The sequence below is a fragment of the Mycolicibacter acidiphilus genome (assembly GCF_018455725.1).
GTDB classification, from domain to species: domain Bacteria; phylum Actinomycetota; class Actinomycetes; order Mycobacteriales; family Mycobacteriaceae; genus Mycobacterium; species Mycobacterium acidiphilum.
The window spans coordinates 16,384-40,598 of record NZ_JAHCLR010000042.1 but is presented as its reverse complement, the minus strand read 5'-3'; the positions used below and the strand labels follow the sequence as shown (position 1 = coordinate 40,598).

Here is a 24,215-nt window from a genome sequence, read left to right as displayed (position 1 = left end):
CGAGTGCGTGTCACCGTCGACTGTGTAACGGTGTAGCCCGTATCGGCGGCATGGAAACGATCGAGGATCGCAAACCGTCAACTACGGGAAGAATTTGGTGGCGTCCGGGTGATATCGCAGGGTTCGTGCAGATGCAGATGCTGCGACAGCAGGACGGCTTGAGGATAACCCGCATCGGTGTCGGACGCAACAAACACCGCGCGGCGTGCCTCAGCTCGGCACCACCACCCCGGAGTTCCACCGGACGGCGTCGCCGACCGCCATCTCGGCCACGGCGAAGCCGCGCGCGGCGCCCTCGCCGAGCACCTCGGTGGGCAGCCGTGGCTCGGTGCTGAACGCGATAACCGCAGGTCCGGCGCCGGAGAGCACGGCGGCGATACCGTGTCGGCGCAGCAGTGCCAGATACGCCGCCGACTCCGGCTGGGCCGCGGCGCGCTGCGGCTGGTGCAGCACGTCCTCGGTGGCCGTCAGCAGCAGATCCGGCCGCTCTGACAGGGCGACCACCAGCAGTGCGGCACGACTCAGGTTGAACCGGGCGTCGCGGTGACTGATCTGCTCGGGCAGCAGCATCCGGGTCTCCGCCGTCGACGAGCGACGCTGCGGGATCGCCGGGAACAGGTGGATGCCGGGATGCAGCCGCAGCGGCACCGCCGCGTAGTCGGGTGCTGCACCCGCACTGTCCTGGGTCCACGAGACCACCGCACCGCCGAGCACCGCGGCGGCGGCGTTGTCGGGGTGTCCCTCGAACTCCGATGCGAGCTGGATCAACTGGTCCTGGGTCAGCGTCTGCGACTCGGTCTGCGCGACAAGGCCGTTGACGGCCGCCAGCCCGGCGACCACGGCCGCAGCCGACGAGCCCAGGCCGCGCTGGTGCGGGATCGCGTTACGGCAGCGGACCACCAGGCCGGGGGCATCCAGGCCGGCCGCCTGCAACCCGCGGCGAATCCCTTGCACGACAAGATGATCCGAGGTCAACGGCACCTGACCGGCACCCTCCCCCTCGACCTCCACCACCAGGCCCGAAGCGGTGGTCTCGACGCTGACCTCGTCGTACAGTCCCAGCGCCAGCCCGAGGCTGTCGAACCCCGGACCGAGGTTGGCACTCGACGCCGCCACCGAGACGCTGGTGGCAAGGCCGATCGGCAACGATCCGGCCACTAGGCCAGCCCCAGTTCGGCGACCACGGTGGCCGCGTCGACGGGCAGGGCGGCAACCTCGGGCATGCCCTTGAGCGCGGTGTCGGGATCCTTCAGGCCGTTTCCGGTGACGGTGCAGACCACCGTCGATCCGCGCGGCACCCAGCCGTCCTCGACCGACTTCAGCAGCCCGGCGATGCTGGCCGCCGATGCCGGCTCGACGAAGACACCCTCGGACTGCGCGACGAGGTGATATGCCGCCAGGATCTCGTCGTCGGTGGCGGCCAGGAAGCGCCCGCCGGAATCCTGCTGCGCTTCGACGGCCTGCGACCACGACGCCGGGGAGCCGATACGGATCGCGGTCGCGATGGTCTCCGGGTTGGGCACCGGCTCACCGAGCACCAGGGGCGCCGCGCCGGCCGCCTGGGTGCCGAGCATCTTCGGCAGCTTCTGCGCGACCCCGTCGGCGTGGTACTCGCGGTAGCCGCGCCAGTACGCGGTGATGTTGCCGGCGTTGCCGACCGGCAGCGAGTGGATGTCGGGTGCGTCGCCGAGCGCGTCGACGATCTCGAACGCCGCGGTCTTCTGCCCCTCGATGCGCACCGGGTTCACCGAGTTCACCAGGGAGATCGTCGGGAAGTCGGTGGCCATCTTGCGGGCCAACTCCAGGCAGTCGTCGAAGTTGCCGTCGATCTGGATGATCTTGGCGCCGTGCATCACCGCCTGGGCGAGCTTGCCCATCGCGATCTTGCCCTGCGGGATCAGCACCGCGCAGGTGATACCGGCCCGGGCGGCGTAGGCCGCGGCCGACGCCGAGGTGTTGCCGGTGGAGGCGCAGAGCACCGCCTGCTGACCGCGGGCCACCGCGTCGGTGACCGCCATCGTCATGCCCCGGTCCTTGAACGAACCGGTGGGGTTGAGCCCCTCGACCTTGAGATGCACTGTGCAGCCGGTCTGCTCGGAGATCCGCTTGGCGTGGATCAGCGGGGTGCCGCCTTCGAGCAGCGTGACCGGTGTCCAGTTCGCGGCGTCGGGAAGCCGGTCCCGGTAGGCCTCGATGAGGCCCGGCCACGGAGTGTGGATCGCTGTCCGGTTGGAGCTCACTGGTCTGTTCCTTCCAGTCGTAGCACGCTGGCCACCCGTTGCACCGCGTCCAGGCCGGCCAGCGCCGCAACGGTTTCCGACAGTGCCGACTCGGCCGCCCGGTGGGTGACCACCACGATGCGGGCACCGGTCGGGGTGCCGTCGTCGGCGGTGACGCCCTCCTGGCGCACCTCGGCGATGCTCACCTCGCGGGCGGCGAATTCGGCTGCCACCGAGGACAGCACGCCCGGCTTGTCGGCGACGTCCATGCTGACGTAGTACCGGGTCTGCACGTCCCCGATCGGTGCGATCGCCAACTGGGCGTACTTGGACTCCCGCGGGCCGCGCCCGCCCTGTACCCGGTTGCGGGCCGCCATCACCAGATCGCCGGCGACCGCCGAGGCGGTCGGCGAACCGCCCGCGCCCTGGCCGTAGAACATCAGCCGGCCGGCCGCCTCCGCCTCGACCACGACGGCGTTGAACGCACCGTTGACGGTGGCCAGCGGATGCGTCAGCGGCACCAGGGCCGGGTAGACCCGAGCCGAAACTCGTTGCTGCCCATCGACGGTGGTGATCCGTTCGCAGATCGCCAACAGTTTGATGGTGCAGCCCAGGGCACGCGCGGCGGTGAAGTCCGCCGGGGTGATGTCGGTGATGCCCTCGCGGTAGACGTCGTCGGCGGTGACCCGGGTGTGGAAGGCGATCGATGCCAGGATCGCGGCCTTGGCGGCGGCGTCGTAACCCTCCACATCGGCGGTGGGGTCGGCCTCCGCGTACCCCAGCGCACTGGCGTCGGCCAGGGCTGCGGCGTAATCGGCTCCGGTGGAGTCCATCTCGGACAGGATGTAGTTGGTGGTGCCGTTGACGATGCCGGCCACCCGCACCACGGTGTCACCGGCCAACGACTGGGTCAGCGGCCGAATGACCGGGATGGCACCGGCGACCGCGGCCTCGAAGTACATGTCCACCCGGGCCCGTTCCGCGGCCTCGGCCAATTCCCCGGTGGAGCGTGACAGCAGCGCCTTGTTGGCGGTGATGACCGACTTGCCGTGCTCGATCGCCGCCAGGATCGCCTTGCGGGCCGGCTCGACCGGGCCCATCACCTCCACGACGATGTCGACGTCGTCTCGCGACACCAGCGCATCGATGTCGTCGGTCAGCAACTCGGCCGGCACCCCCCGATCGGCGCCGACGTCGCGCACCCCGACACCGCGCAGCACCAGCGGCGCGCCGATCCGGGCGGCCAGGTCGTCGGCGCTGTTCTCGATGATCCGGACGACCTCGCTGCCGACGTTGCCCAAGCCGAGGACGGCAACGCCCACGGGATTCCCGAAAGCTTCTGCATCGGACACCGCTATTTCACCTCCAGGCTGATCAGGTCGTCGACGGTTTCCCGGCGCAGCATAAGTCGCGCCTGTCCGCCGCGTACCGCCACCACCGCCGGGCGGGGCAGCAGGTTGTATCGGCTCGACATCGAATAGCAGTAGGCACCGGTGGCGGCCACCGCGACCAGATCGCCCTCACGCACGCCGGCCGGCACCCAGGTGTCGCGGACGATGATGTCGCCGCTCTCGCAGTGTTTGCCGACGACCCGGGCCAGCACCGGCTCGGTGGCGTCGGAGCCATCCGGGTCGTTCAGCGTCCGCGAGACCAGCCGGACGTCGTAGGCCGCATCGTAGAGCGCGGGGCGGATGTTGTCGCTCATGCCGCCGTCGACGCTGACGTAGCGACGGCTGGCGGTGGCGCTGATCGCGACGTCCTTGACGGTGCCGACCTCGTACAGCGTGATCGTGCCGGGACCGGCGATGGCCCGGCCGGGTTCCACAACCAGGGTCGGGGTGGGCAGCCCGACGGCCGCCGACTCCGCGGAGACGATCTCGGCGAGCTTGCCGGCCAGTTCCGCCATCGGCGGCGGGTCGTCCTGCGGCAGGTAGGCGATGCCCAGGCCGCCGCCGAGGTCGACCGTCGACATCTGTGCGGCCGTCTCGGCGCCGAATTCCTCGGCGACCGCGCCGAGCAGGCCGATGATCCGGTGCGCGGCCACCTCGAACCCGTCGACGTCGAAGATCTGCGAGCCGATGTGACTGTGCAGACCGACCAGCCGCAGGTGACCGGTGGCGAGCACCCGCCGGACCGCGTCCAGCGCCGCCCCGCTGGCCAGCGACAGGCCGAACTTCTGGTCCTCGTGGGCGGTGGAGATGAACTCGTGGGTGTGCGCCTCCACACCGACCGTCACCCGCACCAGCACGTCCTGCACGACCCCGGCGGCGGCGGCGATCTTCTCCAGTCGCTCGATCTCGATCATCGAGTCGATCACCACATGGTGCACACCGGCCGCCACGGCCGTCGTCAGCTCCGCGATCGATTTGTTGTTGCCGTGCACGGTGATCCGGTTCGCCGGGAACCCGGCCCGCAGCGCGACCGCCAGCTCTCCCCCGGTGGCCACGTCCAGCGACAGGCCCTCCTCGTCGATCCAGCGCGCCACCTCACCGCACAGGAAAGCCTTCGCGGCATAGTGCACGCGCGCGCCGCCGCCGAAGGCGGCCGCGATCTCTTTGCAGCGGCCGCGGAAGTCGTCCTCATCGACCACGAACAGCGGGGTGCCGTACTGCTCGGCCAGGTCGGTGACCGTGACGCCGGCGACCCGGACCACGCCGTCGTCGCCGCGAACGGCGTTGCGCGGCCAGACATGCGGTGCCAGCTCCAGCAGTTGCTCGCCGGTCTGCGGTTTGGCCGGTGCCTCGTCGTGGTGGATCTCGTCGGCGTGCCGCGGGCCGGCGGGGTGGACGTTCACATCCGCTCCGGAGCGCTCACGCCGAGGATCGTCAGGCCGTTGGCGATCACCTGGCGGGTCGCCTCGCACAGCGCCAGCCGGGCCGCGTTCAGCTCACCGGGCTGCTCGTCGCCCTGCGGCAACACCCGGCAGCTGTCGTAGAAGCGGTGGTAGGACCCGGCCAGATCCTCCAGGTAGCGGCAGACCCGGTGCGGTTCCCGCAGGCTCGCAGCGGTTTTCAGGATCTGCGGGAACTCGCCGAGGGTGCGGATCAGCGCGCCCTCCTTGTCGTGGTCGAGCAGCCCGAGGTTTGCGGTGTCCGCCGTCAGCCCGAGTTCGGCCGCGTTGCGCGCCAGCGCGGAGAGCCGCGCGTGGGCGTATTGCACGTAGTAGACCGGGTTTTCGTTGCTCGCCGACGACCACAGCGCCAGGTCGATGTCGATCGGGGTGTCCACCGAGGAGCGGATCAGGCTGTAGCGGGCGGCGTCGACGCCGATGGCCTCGACCAGGTCATCGAGGGTGATGACGGTGCCGGCGCGCTTGCTCATCTTCATCGGCTGACCGTCGCGGACCAGGTTGACCATCTGGCCGATCAGCACCTCCACCGTGGCCGGGTCATCGCCGAACGCCGCGGCGGCCGCCTTGAGCCGGGCGATGTAACCGTGGTGGTCGGCGCCGAGCATGTAGATGCACAGGTCGAACCCGCGCTCGCGCTTGTCCAGGTAGTAGGCGAGGTCACCGGCGATGTAGGCCGGCTTGCCGTCGCTCTTGATGACGACGCGGTCCTTGTCGTCGCCGTAGGCGCTGGTGCGCAGCCAGGTGGCGCCGTCCTTCTCGTAGATGTTGCCGTTGGCGCGCAGCCGGTCGATGGCCTGCTCGACGCGGCCGGAGGTGTGCATCGAGTCTTCGTGGGTGTAGACGTCGAAGTCGGTGCCGAACTCGTGCAGGGTGCGCTTGATGTGGCTGAACATCAGGTCGACGCCGATCTCGCGGAACGTCTCCTGCGCGTCGGGCCGGCTCAGGGCGTCGGGCACCTTGGCCTGGATTTGAGCCGCGATGTCGCTGATGTAGCCGCCGGCGTAGCCGTCCTCGGGGGCCGGTTCGCCCTTGGCGGCGGCGATCAGCGACGCGGCGAACCGGTCGATCTGCGCACCGTGGTCGTTGAAGTAGTACTCGCGGGTGACCGCGGCGCCCTGGGTGGACAGCAGCCGGCCCAGCGCGTCGCCGACCGCGGCCCAGCGGGTACCACCGATGTGGATCGGGCCGGTGGGGTTGGCCGAGACGAACTCCAGGTTGACGTTGAGCCCGTCGAGGTCGGTGGACTTGCCGTACGCAGCGCCGGCGCCGATCACGTTGGCGACCACCACGCCCTGTGCCGAGGCGTCCAGGCGGATGTTCACGAAGCCGGGGCCGGCGGTTTCGGCCGAGGCGACGCCGTCAGCCGCGGCGAGCGCCTCGGCCAGCCAGCCCGCCAGCTCACGCGGGTTGACACCGACCTTCTTGCCCAGCTGCAGCGCCAGGTTGGTGGCGTAGTCGCCGTGCTCGGGGTTACGCGGCCGCTCCACGGTGACCGCCGCGGGCAGCGCGGCGGAGTCCAGGGCGTGCTCGGCCAGCACCGCGGCGGCGGTGGTTTTGAGGAGTTCGGCCAGATCGGCGGGGGTCACGGGGGTCCATCCTAGAGTCTGCCGTGGTCAGAGCCCGAATCGATCCGGTTCTCGGGTGGCCGCCGAGATGCGCTAGTCTGTGCAAGCCCACTTGGCGCAGCATCATGCACGCGCCCCCGTAGCTCAGGGGATAGAGCGTCTGCCTCCGGAGCAGAAGGCCGCAGGTTCGAATCCTGCCGGGGGCACCAGTAAGTCGACCCGAGCACCGACGTCATCGCAGACAGGAGCGGATCTAATGTCGCAAGCGACCCTGGGAATCTGGACATCGATCGCGTGCGTCGTAGCGCTCACCCTCGCACTGTTTTTCGCGACGAACTCCTGATCACCGCACCCGTTACGGGTGCAGATTCCACTGTCCGCAGTCGCCGGCCAGCGCGTCGCTGACGTCCACCTCGAGTCCGCCGACCCGCGGCCCGGGGTTGGATGCGGTGCTCACGATCCGCTGATACAGCACCGCGCCCGGATACACCTGCCCGCGCGACCAGGACCGGGTCTGCCAGGCCCAGCGCTTGCCGGGCGTGCTGGACGCGCCGATCACCCCATCGTCGGCGGCCCACTGGCAGGTGTTGACGCCGCCGTAGATGCCGGTGCGCTGCACACCCAGCACCGAGTTGATGCCCCGGAACCATTGCAGCGCAACGGCGTTCCAGGTGTTGCGGTTGATGTCGTCGTCGACGCTGAAGAAGATCGGCGCGCTGTGGCCGCCGCCGGCCGCGGTGTGCAACTGCCAGGCCGTGCGAGCATCGGCCACACCGCCGGCGAAGCCGCGGGTGAAGTCCGACGGCGCCGTCCCGCCCGGTTTGCCGTACTGATAGTTGCTGACGATCACCAGTCCGGCGGCGTTCAACGACTCGGCGTAGGGCCGGGTGATCGGTTTGGCGCCGAAGGATGACCCGGGCCGCGACGTCGACACATAGTTGATCACCCCGGCGTGCCCGGCCGCCCGGATCGCCTGGGCCGGAATCTGGCGCATGGCGAAGTCGATCAGGGTGGGGGCAGCGGCGGAGGCCGTGGGCGCACCGGCGGTGGCAGCGATCCCACCGAGCCCGGCCAGCGCCGATGCACCAGCCGCGTAACGCAGTACGTCGCGCCGGGAAATCGAGCGGGGTCCGCCGGGACGGCTGAACTCCGGGGCGTCCTGCATGGCCCGATGTTACCAATGTTGCGATTGTTAACGATCCAGCCTCGCCGCGCACCGCCGGCCTCGGGCCATTTCGTGCAGGACGATTTTTACCTCCCGTTCACCGGACCGGCACTTCCGCCACGGCTGCGCGTCAGCCGTCGACACCCCTCGTTTTCACAGCATTCGAGCAGGTAACGGCTCTTGGGACGGCACATCCGATCGCCACGGGGCACCCGCGACCGGCTCCCGGCGTCGCAGTGCGGCGCGGTGCCGGCGCATCGACGCCGACTTCCGGTCGGCCCCGCAACGTCTAACGTCACTGCCACCGGAACACCAGCGTTCCCCTACCGAGAAGTGAGCACCTGACCCCCATGCCAACGCACCTCACCTGCGCGCTCGGGTCAGCCCACGGCACCGGGCGATGTCGCCCGATGTCGTACCGCCAGAGCTCCACTCGGTAGGCCGCAACCACGGTTGCCTTCACCCTCGCCTGCCGATCATCGACGGCTGCGCATCGCGTGTGATGCGAGCGAGGAAAGGCACTGCTGATGCTCGATTTCGGGATACTGCCCCCGGAGATCATCTCCACCCAGGTGTACACCGGCCCCGGTTCGGCACCGCTGCTGGCGGCCGCCGCAGCCTGGGATTCGGTCAGCGGGCAACTGAACTCGTTCGCACTCGGCTATACCACCGTGCTCACCGGACTGCAGGACGACGGGTGGACCGGGGCGTCGGCGGCGGCGATGGCTGCCGCCGCCGCGCCGTACATCGCCTGGGTGACCGAGACCGCGGCGCTCACCGAGCAGTCCGCCAACCAGGCCCGCTCGGCGGCGGCCGCCTATGAGACGGCCCGGGCCGCAATCGTGCCGCCGGCCGTCGTCGCCGCCAATCGCGCGCTGCTGGCCGCCCTGGTGGCGTCCAACATCGTCGGGCAGAACATCGCCGCGATCGCCGACGCCGAGACCGCCTACTCGCAGATGTGGGCCCAGGACTCCGCCGCCATGCACGGCTATGCGACCGCGGCGTCGGTCGCCGTCCAGCTGAACACGTTCCACGAGCCGCCGCAGACCACCAACGCCGCTGCAGCCCCCACCCAGGCGCTCGCCCCCGCGCAGGCCCTGGCGTCTTCGGCTGCGTCGCAGACGAGTTCGTCGATGGCCGATCAAGTGGTCGACGGGGTGGGCAAGCTCAACACGATGTCCGGCCCGGTCAACTTCGGCAGCGGCGTCAGCCGAACCGTGACCAGTGCCGGCAGCTTCTTCACCGCCCTGGCCAAGGCGGTAGGCGGCGCGGCTCCCAAGGCTGCCGCGGCGGCCGCCCCGGCGGCGGCAGCCGCTGCCAGCACCGCTGCCGCGGTGCAGCCGGGTCCGGCCCTGGTGCGTCAGGCGGTGCTCGCAGACTTCGGGAAGGCCTCGCCGGTGGGGCAGCTGTCGGTACCGAAGGCCTGGGCGGACGCCACCCCGATCGCCGCAGCCACCGAGGAGCCGCTGTTTCTCGCCGAGGCGGAGTTGGCCGAGGTCGGGTCGTGGGGGGAGCTGCCGGCGTCGGGGATGATGGGCGCCGCACCCGCGGCCGCCATGGGTGCCGCGGCCGGAGTCGCGGGACGCTCCACGGTCAGCAGCATCCTGAAGGTCGGGCCGCGCCGGTTCACCATGCCGCGACACTCTGCCGGCGGATAACCAATCATGTGGGATTTCGGGATTCTTCCGCCCGAGGTCAACTCAGCCAGGATGTACGCCGGCCCCGGCTCGGGGCCGATGCTGGCTGCGGCCTCGGCGTGGGACGCGGTCAGCTTCGAGCTCGACTCGTTCGCCACCGGATACTCCTCGGTGCTCTCCGAGTTGCTGGGCCAGACCTGGTCGGGTGGCTCCGCGCTGGCGATGGCCGCCGCGGCCGCACCGTACGTGGCGTGGGCGACCAGCACCGCGACGCTGGCCGAGCAGACCGCCGGCCAGGCACGCACAGCGGCAGCCGCCTACGAGGCCGCGTTCGCCGCCACCGTGCCACCGACCGTCGTCGCCGCCAACCGCGCCCAGCTGGCGGTCCTGGTGGCCACCAACTTCTTCGGGCAGAACGCGCCTGCGATCGCTGCGAACGAGATCGCCTACGGCGAGATGTGGGCACAGGACGCGGCGGCCATGTACGGCTACGCCGCGGCCGCCGTACCCGCCGCGGTGCTGGCGCCGTTCCACCAGCCGCCGCGGACCGCCAACGCGGCCGGACAGTCCGAGCAGGCCGCTGCGGTGGCTCGGGCCGCGTCTGCCGCGGCCGATCAGTCCGACTCGTTCGCCGCGCTGGTGGAATCGACCTTCGGCGGCGTGGACAACGTGAACACCTTGACCGGCCCGGCTTCGATGGCCAACAGTTTCGGGCTGACGGTCACCCGGATGGGAAGCTACGTGCTGGCGCTGATCCCCGCGGCGAAGGCGGCGGCGAAGGTTCCGGCAGCGGTCGCCGCCTCCGAACTCGAACTGGGTGCGGCGGCCGCCCGACCGATGGTGCTGGTCGGTCAGGCCACGCCGGTGGGTGGTCTGTCGGTCCCGGCGAGCTGGCCGAGCGCCCCGGTCAACGCCACCGTCGCGCAGCCCGTTCAGTTGGCGTCGGCGCACACCCCGCTGCCCGAGGCGTCCCGGCCCGCGCCGGTCGGCCGCGCCGGGGTCCCGCCGGCCGGGCTGGCTCCAATGCAGGGCCTGAGCCGGCGCCGGCCGGGCTACCCGGTGATGCGGATGCGGGATCGCCGGTGGCGGATGCCGCGGCCGGCGGTCGGCGGCTGAGCCCAAGCTGGAACCCGCCGCATATAAGCCGTCAGCCCAGCACTGTGTGCATCAGCATCACGTCGTAGGCGTTCCACAGCGACAGCGTGAAGTACACGTCCTTCCCCGTCGACCAGGGGTGCAGGTAGGGCGCATAGATGCCGCCGGGGATCTGGCCGGTGGGGATCAGCGTCTGCTCGCCGCTCCACGGCCCCTGCGGGGATGGGGCGGTGCGCGCCACCACGTCGTTGCCGCCGTTGCCGTACAGCGCCAGGTACTGCTTGAGGTAGGTGTTGTACTGCACCGACATCTCCCCCACCGGGCCGGGGATCACCGGGGTCGCCGCGCCCGGGTTGTTCGGCACCCAGTTGCCGGCGGGGCCGTTCCAGTACTGGTAGGTGGTGACGTCGGGGATGGACCGCTCCGGCACCCGCGACAGGTACGCCGACCCGCCGCGGCCGGCCGGGGTGCCGAACGAGTAGAGGTACCCGTCGCCGCCGCGCAGGAACGCGCCCTGCTGGAAGTTCTCGTTGCCCGGCACGTAGTGGGCCTGCGGAACATTCTGCGGCGACGAGGACCGGACGGTCTGCGGGTAGAGGCTCCAGGTCTCACCGTTGTCGTTGGAGACCGCCAGCGCCGAGTAGTTCGTGGACCACTCGCCGTCGCGACCCCACTGCTTGACCGACATGAAGTTCAGGTACTGGTTGCCGCCGATCCCGACGCCCGCAGTCGGAATCACGCTGTCCTGGACCGGCGCGAACCGCCAGTCGGGCAGGATCTGCTTGGAGAAGTTCGGCTGGCGCAGCGGGGAACCCGAGTACCGGTTGCCGACCACGCCGGGCCCGACGGTGATGCCGTCGGCCAGGTTCTGGTCCTGGCTGCGCAGCAGGACGTTGTGCCGCCACTGGTGGCCCTGGATCTGGCAGTAGCCGAAGGTGTCGCCGAACGCCATCAGCACCTGCCGGTTGCCGGGATCACCGTTGTCCCAGGGGATTCCGAGGTCGGTTCCGGCGATGCCGAACCGCTGCAGCGTCTGGTTGGGCCCGTTGGGCCCGGTCACCCACTCCGCCAGTGATGTCTGGGCGCCGGCGATCGCACCACCCACGTCCTGCGCCGACGGGCCCTGGGCCGCACCGGCATTCGGCTGGGGACGGACCGGCTGCGCGGGGTTCGGGGCGGTCTGGCCGCCGGGGTTCCCCGGGACCACCGCCGCCTGCTGCTGCACCGGCTGCTGCGGCCCGGCGGCCTGGATCATCGCGGAGATCAGCGGCCCCAGCTTGGGCAGCGGCGCAAGGTCGTTGGCGCCGCGGGGCCGGCGCCCGATCGGCATCTGGCCGGCCCCAGTGGCCGGCGAACCGGGCGGCGGGGCGACATTGGCCTCGGGCGCACTGCAGGTCGCGGCGAGCGCCGGCACAGCCTCCGTCGCCAGCACCATCCCCAGGACGACTGCCGGCACCATCGCCGCCGAGACGATCCGACGTGTCATCGACATGCTGTGACGATAGTGATTGCCGAGGCGGATGTGACTATTGATTCGGAGATAGAGACGCAGCTGTGACCGCGTCGCGACCCGCTACCCGCTGAATTCGGCGGCCACGTCGGCGGCCCGCCGCAGCTGGTCGAGATCGGAACTGGTCGGAATCAGATGAACTTCATCGGCGCCGACCGCTTCGAACCGGCGCAGCAGTGCCACCAGATCGCGTTCGTCGCCGGCCCAGCCGGTCGTCGGCGTCATCGCCTCGACGTATTCGGCCGGGATCCAGTTCAGGTAGCGCAGCAGATGCCGGCGCACCTGCTCCCTGGCCCGATCGCGCTCGCCCAGCGCGAACCAGAACGACGTCGCCAGATACGGTTTCGTCCGGCCGGCCTGCTGCCACGCCTGGCGGGCGACGTCGAACAATTCGTTCTGCTTGGCGACGTCGACATCCATCGTGATCCCGGCCAGGCCCTGCGCCCAGGTGGCTGCCCTGCGCACGGTCTTCGGGCCAATCGTGCCGACCAGCAGCGGCGGCCCGCCGGGTTGCACCGGCACCGGCCCGACCGGCAGCACCGCGTCGGTGACCTTCTCCCCCGCCCACACCCGCTGCATGATCGCCACCCGCTCGGCCATGCCCCGCATCGTCTGGGTCGCGGGGTCCGCACCGGCCGCCCGGTAGTCCTCGTGCCGGCCGCCCACCCCGACGCCGACGGTGAGCCGGCCGCCGCTGAGCACGTCCCCGGTGGCCAGCGCCTTGGCCAGCATGACCGGGTCGTGCAACTGCGGGATGACCACCGTCGTCACCAGCCGGACCCGCGCCGTCCAGGCCGCCAGCGCGCCCAGCAGGGTCAGGCTGTCGGGGTTGGTGAACGCGATCCGCTCGCCCCAGCTCAGCGACGAGAACGGCCCCTGGTCGATGACGCGCGCCCAATCGCGCAGCACGGCCGCATCCAGATCGGGTTCCATCACCGGCATGGTCATCCCCACCTGCATGACCGCGATCATGTCACGGGACGTGACGCGGCACACGCGGCACACTGGATGACATGAGCATCGCGTTCAACCACACGATCGTCGCCGCGCGCGACAAACGGGCGTCCGCGGCATTCCTCGCGGAGTTGTTCGGGCTGCCCGACCCGGCGCCGGTCAGCCACTTCCAGGTCGTCGCACTGTCCAACGGCGTCAGTCTGGACTACGACGACGTTCCCTCCGGTGAGCCGATTCAGCCGCGACACTATGCGTTTCTGGTGTCGGAGAACGACTTCGACGCGATCTACGCCAAGATCACCGCACGCGGACTGGAGCACTGGGCCGACCCGCGCCATCAACATCCCGGCGAGGTCAACCACCGCGAGGGCGGTCGCGGTGTCTACTTCCGCGACCCGGCCGGGCACAACATGGAGATCCTGACCCGGGCGTAGCTGTAGTGCCGAAGTTGGACCAGCCGGGCTCAGTGCCCGCGCTGTCGCTCCTGGGTGCGGTAGTCGGCAGCGAGACCGGCGACGTGCGCGGGCAGCGCGCCGGTGGCCACAGCGGCCAGGCTGGTCTCCTCGAGCACGGAGCGCATGCTGGCGCGCAGCGCCCGCCACAGGTCGGTGAGCGCCGCGGTCGGGCCGGCATAGGGCAGATCGCCCACGCCGATGTCGCGGACACTGGCCAGCGGACCGTCGATGCTGCGCAACACGTCGGCGACGCTGATCTCGGCGGCCGGACGAGCCAGCTCATAACCGCCGTCGCGGCCCCGCTGGCTGCGCACCAGCCGGCCGGTGCGCAGTTCGGCCAGGATGTCGACCAGGAACTGCGGCGGGATGCCCTGGGCCGCAGCGAGATCGTCGGTCTTCACCAGGCTGCCCGGTTCGGCCGTCGCCAGTTGCACCATCGCCCGCACGGCGTACTCCGCCTTCGCCGACATCCGCATCGTGCGGCGCCCGCTCAGCCCACGCCGGCGACGGCGGCCAGCACCGCGTCGGCGTAGTCGGGCCGGCACACCAGAAGGTCCGGCAGCAGCGGGTCGGGACGGTTGTAGCTCAGCGGCGAACCGTCGATGCGCGAGGTGTGCAATCCGGCGGCACGGGCGACCGCGACCGGTGCGGCGCTGTCCCACTCGTACTGACCGCCGGCGTGCACGTAGACGTCGGCGATGCCCTGGATCACCGAGGCCACCTTGACCCCGGCTGACCCCATCGGCACCAGGGTCCCGCCGAGGGCATCGCAAACCGCCTGCGCGACAGCCGGTGGCCTACTGCGCGACACCGCGATCCGCGGCGCGCCGGTATGCGCCGGTGGCGTGGCCACGCTCGGGGTGGCCAGCGTGATCCCGCGAGCCGGCAGTGCCACCGCGCCCGCCACCAGGTCACCGGCCTGCCACAGCGCCACGTGCACCGCCCAGTCGTCGCGGCCGAGTTCGGAGAACTCCCGGGTGCCGTCGAGCGGGTCGACGATCCACACCCGCTCGGCGTCCAACCGGATCGGGTTGTCGGCGCCCTCCTCGGACAGCACCGCGTCACCGGGCCGCTCTGCGCCCAGCGCCTGCATCAGGAATTCGTGAGATCTCCTGTCCCCCGCCGCCTTCCGCTCGGCCTCCGACGCGCCGGCGAGTTCGTCGCGCACGGCCAGCAGCAGCCGGCCGGCCTCCGTCGCCAGCTGGGCGGCCACCCGGTGGTCGGTCACGGCCGGGAGTCGATCAGCTCGAGGACCTGACGGGCCAGCGCCTCCGGGGTGTTACCGGCCACCAGCCGCAGATCCGGGTTCTTCGGCCGCTGATACGGGCTGTCGATGCCGGTGAAGTGGGTGATGATCCCGGCGCGCGCTTTGGCGTACAGCCCCTTGGGGTCTCGCTGCTCGCAGTCGGTCAGCGGGGTGTCGCAGAACACCTCGAAGAAGTCGAAGCCGGCATCGGTGTGGATCTGCCGGGCCAACTGGCGGTGTTCGGCCAGCGGGCTGATCGCCGGCACCAGCACGACCTGGCCGGAGTCGGCCATCAACGTCGCCACGTGGGCGAGCCGGCGCAGGTTCTCGGCACGGTCGGCCATCGAGAAGCCGAGGTCGGCGTTGAGACCGTGCCGCAGGTTGTCGCCGTCGAGAATGTAGGCGGGCGTGCCCCTTTCGAGCAGCATCCGCTCGACGACCGTCGCCACCGTCGACTTGCCCGACGCCGACAGGCCGGTGAACCAGACCGTGCACCCGCGCGACAGCCGGTCCGCGGCGGTGACCAGCGACTCGTGCCGCACCGTGTTCGGGCTGGCCGCCCGCGGCGACACATCGCGCAGCACCATCCCGGCGGCAACGGTCCCGTTGGTGTCCGGGTCGATCAGGATGAACGATCCGGTGGCACCGTTGCGGGTGTACTCGTCGAGCATCAGCGGCACCTGGGAGCGCAGCGAAACCCGGCCCAGCTCATTGAGTTTGAGCACCGTCGCGTCTTTGTCCCGGTGCAGGGTGTTGACGTCGAGCCGGTAGTCCAGCGCCATCACCTTCACCCGGGTGGTCCGGGTGGTGTGCTTGATGACGTAGTCGCGGCCCGGCTCCAGCCGCGAGTCGTCGCCCATCCAGCAGACGGTCGCGTCGAAGTCCTGGGACACCCGCGGCTGGTTGTTGGTGCGGGCGATCATGTCGCCGCGGGAGACATCGATCTCGTCGGTGAGGCTCACCGAGACCGCCATCGGCGGAAACGCCTCGGCCACCGGGCCGGTCGGGCCGTCGATGGCGGCGATCTTGCTGGGCTTGCCGGATGGCAGCACCACCACGTCGTCGCCGGGGCGCATGACGCCGCTGGCCACCGTGCCCGCGTAGCTGCGGTGGTCGCGGTGCTCCTCGGTCTGCGGGCGGATCACGTACTGCACCGGGAACCGCACGTCGACCAGGTTCCGGTCGCCGGCGATGTAGACGTCCTCCAGGTGCGACAGCAGCGCCGGGCCGTCGTAGTACGGGGTGTTCTCGGACTTGGTCACCACGTTGTCGCCGAGCAGCGCCGACATCGGGATGGTGGTGACGTCGTGCACGTCCAACCGGGTGGCGAACGCGTGGAAGTCATCCCGGATCGCCTCGAAACGCTGCTGGTCCCAATCGATCAGGTCCATCTTGTTCACCGCCAGCACGATGTGCCGGATGCCGAGCAGCGACGCCAGGAAGGTGTGCCGGCGAGACTGCTCCTGCAGCCCGTGCCGTGCGTCGACCAGCACGATCGCCAGCTGCGCGGTCGAGGCGCCGGTCACCATGTTGCGGGTGTACTGGATGTGCCCCGGGGTGTCGGCGATGATGAATTTCCGCTTGGGCGTGGCGAAGTAGCGGTAGGCGACATCGATGGTGATGCCCTGCTCGCGTTCGGCGCGCAGCCCGTCGGTGACCAGTGCCAGGTCGGTGTAGTCGTTGCCGCGCTCCCGCGAGGTGCGCTCCACCGAGGCCAACTGGTCTTCCATGACGGCCTTCGAGTCGAAAAGCAGTCGCCCGATCAGGGTGGACTTGCCGTCGTCGACCGAGCCGGCCGTGGCGATCCGCAGCAGCGTCGTTGCCGTACTCATCAGAAGTATCCCTGCCTCTTGCGGTCTTCCATGCCTGCCTCGGAGATCCGGTCATCGGCGCGGGTGGCGCCGCGCTCGGTGAGCCGGGAGACCGCGGTCTCGGCGATCACCTCGTCGACCGTCTGGGCCTTGGACTCCACACAGCCGGTGCAGGTGACGTCGCCGACGGTGCGGAACCGCACCGAGGCCTCGAACACCTTCTCGTCCGGCCGCGGCTGCAGGTAGCGGTGCACCGCCAGCAGCATCCCGTCGCGCTGAAAGACGTTGCGCTGGTGGGCGAAATAGATCGACGGCAGCGTGATGTTCTCCGCGCCGATGTAGGACCAGATGTCGAACTCGGTCCAGTTCGACAGCGGGAACGCCCGGATGTGCTCACCGGCCCGGTGCCGCCCGTTGTAGAGGTTCCACAGTTCGGGCCGCTGCGCCTTGGGATCCCACTGGCCGAACTCGTCACGGAAGCTGAACACCCGCTCCTTGGCGCGAGCCTTCTCCTCGTCACGGCGGGCGCCGCCGAACGCCGCGTCGAACTTGTTCTCGGCGATCCCGCGCAGCAGCGTGACGGTCTGCAGCGGGTTGCGCGACGGGCCGTTGTCGACGACCCGGCCGGCGTCGATGTCGTCCTGCACCGATGCCACCACCAGCCGCGCCCCGGTCTGCGCGACCAGCGTGTCGCGGGCTTCGATGACCTCGTCGAAGTTGTGCCCGGTGTCGACGTGCATGACCGGGAACGGCAGCCGGCCCGGCGCGAACGCCTTGACGGCCAGGTGCAGCATCACGATCGAGTCCTTGCCGCCGGAGAACAGCAGCACCGGCCGCTCGAACTCCGCGGCCACCTCCCGGATGATGTGGATGGCCTCGGCCTCCAGGGTGCGCAACTGGCTCAGCTCGTACTGCCCGGCGGCCGGGCTCGACAGCGTCGCCAGCGCCGCCATGGCGGTGGGGGACGCACTCGACTTACCGCTCATGGACTCCCTCGCGACATAACTCAATAAAGTTGGTTAGTTTTACCGGAATTACCGTTGGAATGCATGTAACCAGGCGGTTCAGACAGTGTCAACACGGGCGTCTCCCCCGGCGTGGCCGCCCGCGGCGACGGACCGGCTAGCCGGTGACTTCCTCAAGCCGGCCGGTGGCGACATCGAAGACGAAGCCGCGCGGCGACTCCGTCTGGGTGAGGAACGGACTGGCCTCGACGCGGCGCAGCGACTGCCGGACGTCCTGCACCGGGTCCGGGAACGCCTCGGCGGCCCACGGCGGGCGGATACCGGTCTCCTCGAGGATCGCGCGCTTGAAGTCGTCGTCGGTGAACGTCAACATGCCGCAGTCGGTGTGGTGAATCAGGATGATCTCCCGGGTGCCCAGCAGGCGCTGGCTGATCGCCAGCGACCGGATCGTGTCGTCGGTGATGACACCGCCGGCGTTGCGGATCGAATGCGCCTCACCCTCCCGGATACCCAGCGCCCGGTAGACGTCCAGCCGGGCGTCCATGCAGGCCACCACCGCGACGTGCCGGGCCGGCGGCATCGGGAGCGGCCCACTGAACCCGCGCGCATACGCGGCGTTGTTGGCCAGGTATTCGTCGGTCACGGTCATGTCGGCCTCCTCATCGTCGTCTGTGCGTCGAGCCTAGTGATCCATGGCTGCGCCCCGTCCATTCGCGGACAGGCTCTACCCTGTTGCCCATGCCATACGCGGGTGGGGCCGGGTCATGACACGGTTCCTGGCGGGCAGGGTGCTCAACTACGCGGTGCTGCTGGCGCTGGCGTCCTTTCTCACCTTCTGCCTCACCTCGGTGGCGTTCTCCCCACTGGACAGCCTGCTGCAGCGCAATCCCCGGCCGCCGCAGGCCGTGATCGACGCCAAGGCCGCCGACCTCGGTTTGGACAAGCCGATTCCGCTGCGCTACGCGCACTGGGCCTCGCACGCGGTACGCGGCGACTTCGGACCCACCGTCGCCGGCCAGCCGGTCTCCACGGAGCTGTGGCGCCGGATCGGCGTCAGCCTGCGGCTGCTGATCGTCGGCTCGCTGGCCGGCACGGTGATCGGGGTGGTGCTCGGGGCGTGGGGGGCGATCCGGCAATACCGGTTCAGCGACCGCGTCATCACGATGCTCTCGCTGCTGGTGCTGTCGGTGCCGACGTTCGTGCTGGCCAACCTGGTGATCCTGGCGGCGCTGCGGGTGAACTGGGCGGTCGGGCTGCAACTGTTCGAATACACCGGCGAGACGTCCCCGGGGCTGCCCGGCGGTGCGTGGCGGCAATTGGCTGACCGGCTGCAGCACCTGGTGCTGCCGTCGCTGACACTGGCGCTGGGCACCGCGGCCGCCTTCAGCCGGTATCAGCGCAACGCGATGCTCGACGTGCTCGGCCAGGACTTCATCCGCACCGCCCGGGCCAAGGGGCTGACCCGCCGTCGTGCCCTGTTCAAGCACGGGCTGCGCACCGCGCTGATCCCGATGGCGACGCTGTTCGCCTACGGGGTGGCCGGACTGGTCACCGGCGCGGTGTTCGTCGAGAAGATCTTCGGCTGGCACGGGATGGGCGAATGGGTGGTGCAGGGGGTGGCTACCCAGGACACCAACATCGTCGCGGCGATCACGGTGTTCTCCGGCGCGGTGGTGCTGTTGGCCGGGCTGCTCTCCGATGTCATCTACGCGCTGCTCGATCCGCGGGTGCGGGTGTCATGACGGACGTCGCAGTCGAATTCACCTCCCGGCGCACCCTGGTGCTACGGCGGTTCCTGCGCAGCCGTACCGCGGTGGCGGCACTGCTGGTGCTGGCGGTGATGTTCGTCGGCTGCTACGCGCTGCCGCCGCTGCTGCCCTACTCCTACGCCGACCTCGACTACTCCGCGCTGCTGGCGCCGCCTGGCGCCCGGCACTGGCTGGGCACCAACGCGCTCGGTCAGGACCTGCTGGCCCAGATCCTGCGTGGCATGCAGAAGTCGATGCTGATCGGGATCTTCGTCGCCCTGATCTCCACCGTGATCGCCGCGACGGTCGGGGCGGTCTCCGGGTACTTCGGCGGCTGGCGCGACCGGGCGCTGATGTGGTTGGTGGACCTGCTGCTGGTGGTGCCGGCGTTCATCCTGATCGCGATCGTCACCCCGCGACTGAAGAACACCGCCAACATCGCGCTGCTGATCCTGCTGCTCGCCGCGTTCAGCTGGATGATCAGCGCCCGCATGGTGCGGGGTTTGACGATGAGCCTGCGGGAGCGCGAATTCGTCCGCGCCGCACGGTATATGGGGGTGTCCAGCCGGCGGATCATCGTCAACCACATCCTGCCGAACGTGGCGTCCATCCTGATCATCGACACCGCGCTGAACGTCGCCGCCGCGATCCTGGCCGAGACCGGGCTGAGCTACCTGGGGTTCGGCATTCAGCCTCCGGACGTCTCGCTGGGCACGCTGATCGCCGACGGCACCGCGTCCGCGATCACGTTCCCGTGGGTGTTCCTGTTCCCGGCCGGGGTGCTGATCGCAATCCTGGTCTGCGCCAACGTCGCCGGTGACGGGCTGCGCGACGCCCTGGACCCGGACGCCGCGACCCTGCGAGGCTGCCGGTGAGCCCACTGCTTTCGGTCACCGACCTGGCCGTCACCTTCACCGGCGGCGCCGAGCCGGTGAACGCGGTGCGCGGCATCAGCTATCACGTCGACAAGGGCGAAGTGGTCGCGATGGTCGGCGAATCGGGGTCGGGGAAATCCGCTGCGGCGATGGGCGTGGTCGGACTGCTGCCGTCGTACGCCGACGTGACCGGGTCGGTGCGGCTGCACGGCACCGAGCTGATCGGGCTGGGTGACGCGGCGATGTCGAAATTCCGCGGCGCGTCGATCGGGATGGTGTTCCAGGACCCGATGTCGGCGCTGACGCCGGTCTACACCGTCGGCGACCAGATCGCCGAGGCGATCGAGGTGCACCGGCCGCAACTCGGGCGAGCGGCCGCCCGCCGTCGAGCCGTGGAACTGCTGGAGTTGGTCGGCATCGTCAACCCGGGCCGACGGGCGCGGGCGTTCCCGCACGAGCTGTCCGGCGGGGAACGTCAGCGCGTGGTGATCGCCACCGCCATCGCCTGCGACCCGGACCTGCTGATCTGCGACGAGCCCACCACCGCGCTCGACGTCACCGTGCAGGCGCAGATCCTGCAGGTACTGGCCACCGCCCGCGACGTCACCGGCGCCGGGGTGCTGATCATCACCCACGACCTGGGGGTGGTCGCCGAATTCGCCGACCGGGCACTGGTGATGTACGCCGGGCGGGTGGTGGAGGAGGCACCGGTCGACGTGCTGTATCGCGATCGGCAGATGCCTTACACGGTAGGTCTTTTGGGTTCGGTGCCACGACTGGATGCTCCGCAGGGCACCCGCTTGGTGCCGATTCCCGGTGCACCCCCGTCGCGGGTGGATCCGGGTTGTCCGTTCGCGCCGCGCTGCCCGTTGGCCACCGACGAATGCCGGGTCGCCGAACCGGAATTGCTTCAGGTCGGCCCCGCACACCGGGCGGCGTGCATCCACACCGATCAGGTGGACGGGCGCAGCGCCGCCGACATCTACGGGGTCAGCACCGCGGTGCCGGTGGTCGCGGACGGCGAGGCGCCGGTGGTGCTGCGGGTACGTGACCTGGTCAAGACCTACCCGCTGACCAAGGGCGCGCTGCGACGGCGGGTCGGTGAGGTGCGTGCTGTCTCCGAGATCAGCTTCGATTTGCAGCAGGGCCGCACGCTGGGCATCGTCGGCGAATCGGGTTCGGGCAAATCGACGACGCTGCACCAGATTCTGGATCTGACGGCACCGCAGTCCGGGTCGATCGAGGTGCTCGGCAGCGACGTCGCAACGCTGACGCGGGCGGGCCGTCGCGCCCTGCGCGGTGACCTGCAGGTGGTGTTCCAGGATCCGGTGGCATCCCTGGACCCGCGACTGCCGGTGTTCGATGTGCTGGCCGAGCCGTTGCGCGCCAACGGCTTCGACCGTCCCGCCATCAACTCCCGGGTGGCCGGCCTGCTGGAGACCGTGGGGCTGCGCCGGGGTGACGCCACCCGCTACCCCGCGGAGTTCTCCGGCGGGCAGAAGCAGCGGATCGGCATTGCGCGGGCACTGGCGCTGCAGCCGAAGATCCTCGCGCTCGACGAGCCGGTGTCGGCGCTGGACGTGTCGATTCAGGCCGGGATCATCAACCTGCTGCTGGATCTACAGGACGAGCTCGGCCTGTCGTATCTGTTCGTCTCCCACGACCTTTCGGTGGTCAAACACCTGGCGCACCGGGTGGTGGTGATGTTCGCCGGCAGCGTCGTCGAACAGGGCGATGCCGAGCAGGTGTTCGCCGCGCCGCAGCACGAATACACCCAGCGGTTGCTGGCGGCGGTTCCCCGGGCGGAGGTCGGCAATGGGTAAAGCGTTGAGTGTGCGTCTAGGGCGGAATGCAGCGCCGATCCTCACCCTGCGCGCACACTCAACGCGGGTGGTGGCGGCGGTGACGGCGGTCGGGCTGGCGCTGACCGGGTGTTCGGCCGCCGACTACGACGTGAGCGCCCCGGCCGGGACCTCGTCGGTCGGTGCAGCCAACGACGTCAACCCGCAGGACCCGGCCGGCCTGGAGCAGGGCGGCAACCTGCGACTGTCGCTCGGCCAGTTCCCGCCGAACTTCAACGTGCTGCACATCGACGGCAACCTCGCCGACACCGGTTCGGTGCTCAAACCGACTATGCCGCGGGCGTTCGCGATCGGCGCCGACGGTTCGGCGACGGTCGACCACGACTACTTCACCAGCATCGAACTGACCCGCGCCAACCCCCAGGTGGTCACCTACACGATCAACCCGAAAGCGGTGTGGTCGGACGGCACCCCGTTCAGCTGGCAGGACATCGCCAGCCAAATCCACGCGATCAGCGGCGTCGACCCGCTCTTCGCGATCGCCAGCACCAACGGCGCCGAACGGGTCGCGTCGGTGACCCGCGGCGTCGACGACCGGCAGGCGGTGGTGACGTTCGCCAAGCCGTACGCGGAGTGGCGGGGCATGTTCGCCGGCAACAACATGCTGCTGCCCCAGTCGATGACCGCCACCCCCGAAGTCTTCAACAAGGGGCAGCTGAGCGGCCCGGGACCGTCCGCCGGCCCGTTCCGGCTGTCGACGCTGGACCCGACCACCCAGCGGATCACGTTGACCCGCAACCCCGATTGGTGGGGTCGCCCGCCCCGATTGGACGCCATCACCTACCTGGTCCTCGATGAGGCGGCACGGATGCCGGCGCTGCAGAACCACACCATCGACGCCGCCGGGGTGTCCAGCCTGGATCAGCTGACGATCGCGCGGCGCACCAAGGGGATCTCGATTCGGCGGGCGCCGACCCCGACCTGGGCGCACTTCACGTTCAACGGCGCGCCCGGGGCGATCCTGGCCGACAAGGGATTACGGCTGGCGATCTCCCGCGGCATCGACCGCGACACGATCGCACGCGTAACCCAGCGTGGGTTGACCAACGACCCGGTCGCGCTGAACAACCACGTCTACGTCGAAGGCCAGGACGGGTACCGGGACAACAGCGGCGTCGTCGCCTATGACCCCGAGCGCGCCCGGCGTGACCTGGATGCACTCGGCTGGAAGTTGAACGGGCGGTTCCGGGAGAAGGACGGCCGCCCCCTGGTGATCCGGCATCTGGTGTACGACGCGCAGAGCACCCGGCAGTTCGCCCAGGTCGCCCAGCACGATCTGGCGGAGATCGGGGTCAAGCTGCAGATCGAGGCGAAGGCCGGTGGGGGTTTCTTCACCAACTACGTCAACGTCGGCGACTTCGACATCGCCCAGTTCAGTTGGGTCGGTGACGCTTTCCCGCTGGCCGGGCTGAACCAGATCTGCGCCACCCACGGCGAGGCGAACTTCGGCAAGATCGGCAGCGCGGCCATCGACGCGAAGATCGAGGAGACGCTGGAGGCACTGGACCCGGCGGTGGCGCGGGAGCGGGCCAACGAGGTCGACGCGATGCTGTGGGCGGAGGGTTTCAGCCTGCCGCTGATCCAGACATCGGGCAACGTGGCGGTGCGCAGTTCGCTGGCCAACTTCGGGGCACCCGGGCTGGCGGACATCGATTACACCGCAGTCGGTTTCATGCGGGAGTAAGCGAACTGCACCGGCATCATGCGGGTCCTCTTCGCGGCACTCCACCGCGAACCGTCAAGACATTGCTGACACTTCGACCGTCGTCAAAGTAACGTTGACGATATTGAGTTCGTCGAGTCGGCCCGCAAGCATTACTCCGAGTAGGGAATCACTGACGCAGATGCCCTGCACGTCAGTCGCAGTCCCGTCAGGCTTGTCGAGCACGGCCGCCGACGACCCGCAGCGGATCATCCACGTGAACGTACTGCAACCGAAGAACTACGACTATCTCTGAGGTGCCGGCTATGACAACCAAGATCGATGAGACCACCACCGCAGAGCGGTGGATCAACCAGATGAACCCTGCCGACCCGTCAGTGAAGGTACGCGACGGACGGTACCTGCGACATGTCCGTGAAGCAGCCGTGGCAGCCGATGCCGCGACTGAATCGCTGCGTCGGGCGGTAGCAGAAGCACGCGCCAACGGCGAGAGTTGGGGAACCATCGGCATGGTGTTGGGGGTGTCACGACAGGCGGTACAGCAGCGCTTCCGCGATGCCTGAGCACAGACCGTCGGAATCGCCGGCGGAGAAC

Annotated in this window: 21 protein-coding genes and 1 tRNA gene; 9 read left to right on the top strand and 13 right to left on the bottom strand. The window is 69.8% G+C overall.

Features of this window, described 5'->3' with window-relative positions:
- Positions 1-210 precede the first annotated feature (210 nt).
- From thrB to argS, 5 genes are read right to left on the bottom strand one after another with little or no spacing between them, the layout of a single operon-like run.
- Complete coding sequence (thrB, locus tag KIH27_RS17465; protein ID WP_214094234.1) at positions 211-1,158, bottom strand: homoserine kinase; 948 nt, start codon at positions 1,156-1,158, stop codon at positions 211-213.
- Positions 1,158-2,240 carry a threonine synthase gene (gene thrC / locus KIH27_RS17460; protein WP_214094233.1) on the bottom strand — a complete coding sequence of 361 codons (1,083 nt, stop codon included), beginning with the start codon at positions 2,238-2,240 and terminating at the stop codon, positions 1,158-1,160. The genes thrB and thrC overlap by 1 nt, the downstream gene beginning before the upstream one ends.
- Positions 2,237-3,571, bottom strand: a complete 1,335-nt coding sequence (locus KIH27_RS17455) for a homoserine dehydrogenase (protein WP_214094232.1) — start codon at positions 3,569-3,571, stop codon at positions 2,237-2,239. Before KIH27_RS17455 ends, thrC begins: the two co-directional genes overlap by 4 nt.
- A gap of 2 nt (positions 3,572-3,573) precedes the next feature.
- Complete coding sequence (lysA, locus tag KIH27_RS17450; protein WP_214094231.1) at positions 3,574-5,013, bottom strand: diaminopimelate decarboxylase; 1,440 nt, start codon at positions 5,011-5,013, stop codon at positions 3,574-3,576.
- The gene (gene argS / locus KIH27_RS17445; RefSeq protein WP_214094230.1) at positions 5,010-6,656 is read right to left on the bottom strand and encodes an arginine--tRNA ligase; all 1,647 of its coding nucleotides are present in this window, start codon (positions 6,654-6,656) and stop codon (positions 5,010-5,012) included. Before argS ends, lysA begins: the two co-directional genes overlap by 4 nt.
- A 112-nt stretch (positions 6,657-6,768) precedes the next feature.
- On the opposite strand from argS, the gene KIH27_RS17440 reads away from it, so the two are divergent.
- Positions 6,769-6,844, top strand: a tRNA-Arg gene (locus KIH27_RS17440).
- 146 nt (positions 6,845-6,990) lie between these two features.
- Here KIH27_RS17440 and KIH27_RS17435 read toward each other — a convergent pair.
- On the bottom strand, positions 6,991-7,800 hold the full coding sequence (locus tag KIH27_RS17435; protein WP_214094229.1) for a DUF1906 domain-containing protein: 810 nt from the start codon (positions 7,798-7,800) through the stop codon (positions 6,991-6,993).
- 527 nt (positions 7,801-8,327) lie between these two features.
- Here KIH27_RS17435 and KIH27_RS17430 point away from each other — a divergent pair.
- A complete protein-coding gene (locus KIH27_RS17430; RefSeq protein WP_214094228.1) occupies positions 8,328-9,458 on the top strand; it encodes a PPE family protein in 1,131 nt (376 codons plus the stop codon).
- Between the two features lie 6 nt (positions 9,459-9,464).
- Positions 9,465-10,553, top strand: a complete 1,089-nt coding sequence (locus KIH27_RS17425; protein ID WP_214094227.1) for a PPE family protein — start codon at positions 9,465-9,467, stop codon at positions 10,551-10,553.
- A 31-nt stretch (positions 10,554-10,584) separates the two neighbouring features.
- On the opposite strand, the gene KIH27_RS17420 is transcribed toward KIH27_RS17425, so the two are convergent.
- Together KIH27_RS17420 and KIH27_RS17415 are read right to left on the bottom strand one after the other, a co-directional pair.
- A complete protein-coding gene (locus KIH27_RS17420; RefSeq protein WP_214094226.1) occupies positions 10,585-12,024 on the bottom strand; it encodes a glycoside hydrolase family 183 protein in 1,440 nt (479 codons plus the stop codon).
- Positions 12,025-12,105: 81 nt separating this feature from the next.
- A complete protein-coding gene (locus tag KIH27_RS17415) occupies positions 12,106-13,002 on the bottom strand; it encodes an LLM class flavin-dependent oxidoreductase (RefSeq protein ID WP_214094225.1) in 897 nt (298 codons plus the stop codon).
- Positions 13,003-13,055: 53 nt separating this feature from the next.
- Here KIH27_RS17415 and KIH27_RS17410 point away from each other — a divergent pair, with 53 nt between their 5' ends.
- Entirely contained in the window at positions 13,056-13,430 is a 375-nt protein-coding gene (locus tag KIH27_RS17410) for a VOC family protein (RefSeq protein ID WP_214094224.1), read from the top strand.
- A 29-nt stretch (positions 13,431-13,459) separates the two neighbouring features.
- Here KIH27_RS17410 and KIH27_RS17405 read toward each other — a convergent pair whose 3' ends face one another.
- The 5 genes from KIH27_RS17405 to KIH27_RS17385 all read right to left on the bottom strand — a co-directional run bounded on the left by KIH27_RS17405 (position 13,460) and on the right by KIH27_RS17385 (position 18,122).
- Positions 13,460-13,927 carry an Rrf2 family transcriptional regulator gene (locus KIH27_RS17405; protein ID WP_214094223.1) on the bottom strand — a complete coding sequence of 156 codons (468 nt, stop codon included), beginning with the start codon at positions 13,925-13,927 and terminating at the stop codon, positions 13,460-13,462.
- Positions 13,928-13,941: 14 nt separating this feature from the next.
- Positions 13,942-14,679: a 3'(2'),5'-bisphosphate nucleotidase CysQ gene (locus KIH27_RS17400; protein ID WP_214094222.1), complete on the bottom strand. Its 738-nt coding sequence runs from the start codon at positions 14,677-14,679 to the stop codon at positions 13,942-13,944.
- Entirely contained in the window at positions 14,676-16,529 is a 1,854-nt protein-coding gene (gene cysC, locus KIH27_RS17395) for an adenylyl-sulfate kinase (protein ID WP_214094221.1), read from the bottom strand. The genes KIH27_RS17400 and cysC overlap by 4 nt, the downstream gene beginning before the upstream one ends.
- Entirely contained in the window at positions 16,529-17,461 is a 933-nt protein-coding gene (gene cysD, locus KIH27_RS17390; RefSeq protein ID WP_284144770.1) for a sulfate adenylyltransferase subunit CysD, read from the bottom strand. The genes cysC and cysD overlap by 1 nt, the downstream gene beginning before the upstream one ends.
- 169 nt (positions 17,462-17,630) lie before the next feature.
- A complete protein-coding gene (locus tag KIH27_RS17385) occupies positions 17,631-18,122 on the bottom strand; it encodes a beta-class carbonic anhydrase (protein WP_214094219.1) in 492 nt (163 codons plus the stop codon).
- Between the two features lie 115 nt (positions 18,123-18,237).
- On the opposite strand from KIH27_RS17385, the gene KIH27_RS17380 reads away from it, so the two are divergent.
- The 5 genes from KIH27_RS17380 to KIH27_RS17360 all read left to right on the top strand — a co-directional run bounded on the left by KIH27_RS17380 (position 18,238) and on the right by KIH27_RS17360 (position 24,184).
- Positions 18,238-19,215, top strand: a complete 978-nt coding sequence (locus KIH27_RS17380) for an ABC transporter permease (protein ID WP_214094218.1) — start codon at positions 18,238-18,240, stop codon at positions 19,213-19,215.
- Positions 19,212-20,096 carry an ABC transporter permease gene (locus KIH27_RS17375; protein WP_214094217.1) on the top strand — a complete coding sequence of 295 codons (885 nt, stop codon included), beginning with the start codon at positions 19,212-19,214 and terminating at the stop codon, positions 20,094-20,096. The genes KIH27_RS17380 and KIH27_RS17375 overlap by 4 nt, the downstream gene beginning before the upstream one ends.
- Positions 20,093-21,919 (top strand): dipeptide ABC transporter ATP-binding protein, encoded by a 1,827-nt coding sequence (locus tag KIH27_RS17370; protein WP_214094216.1) that lies wholly within the window; start codon positions 20,093-20,095, stop codon positions 21,917-21,919. Before KIH27_RS17375 ends, KIH27_RS17370 begins: the two co-directional genes overlap by 4 nt.
- 46 nt (positions 21,920-21,965) lie before the next feature.
- The gene (locus KIH27_RS17365; protein ID WP_250150306.1) at positions 21,966-23,642 is read left to right on the top strand and encodes an ABC transporter family substrate-binding protein; all 1,677 of its coding nucleotides are present in this window, start codon (positions 21,966-21,968) and stop codon (positions 23,640-23,642) included.
- Between the two features lie 284 nt (positions 23,643-23,926).
- Positions 23,927-24,184 carry a hypothetical protein gene (locus tag KIH27_RS17360; protein ID WP_214094214.1) on the top strand — a complete coding sequence of 86 codons (258 nt, stop codon included), beginning with the start codon at positions 23,927-23,929 and terminating at the stop codon, positions 24,182-24,184.
- Positions 24,185-24,215: the final 31 nt, after the last annotated feature.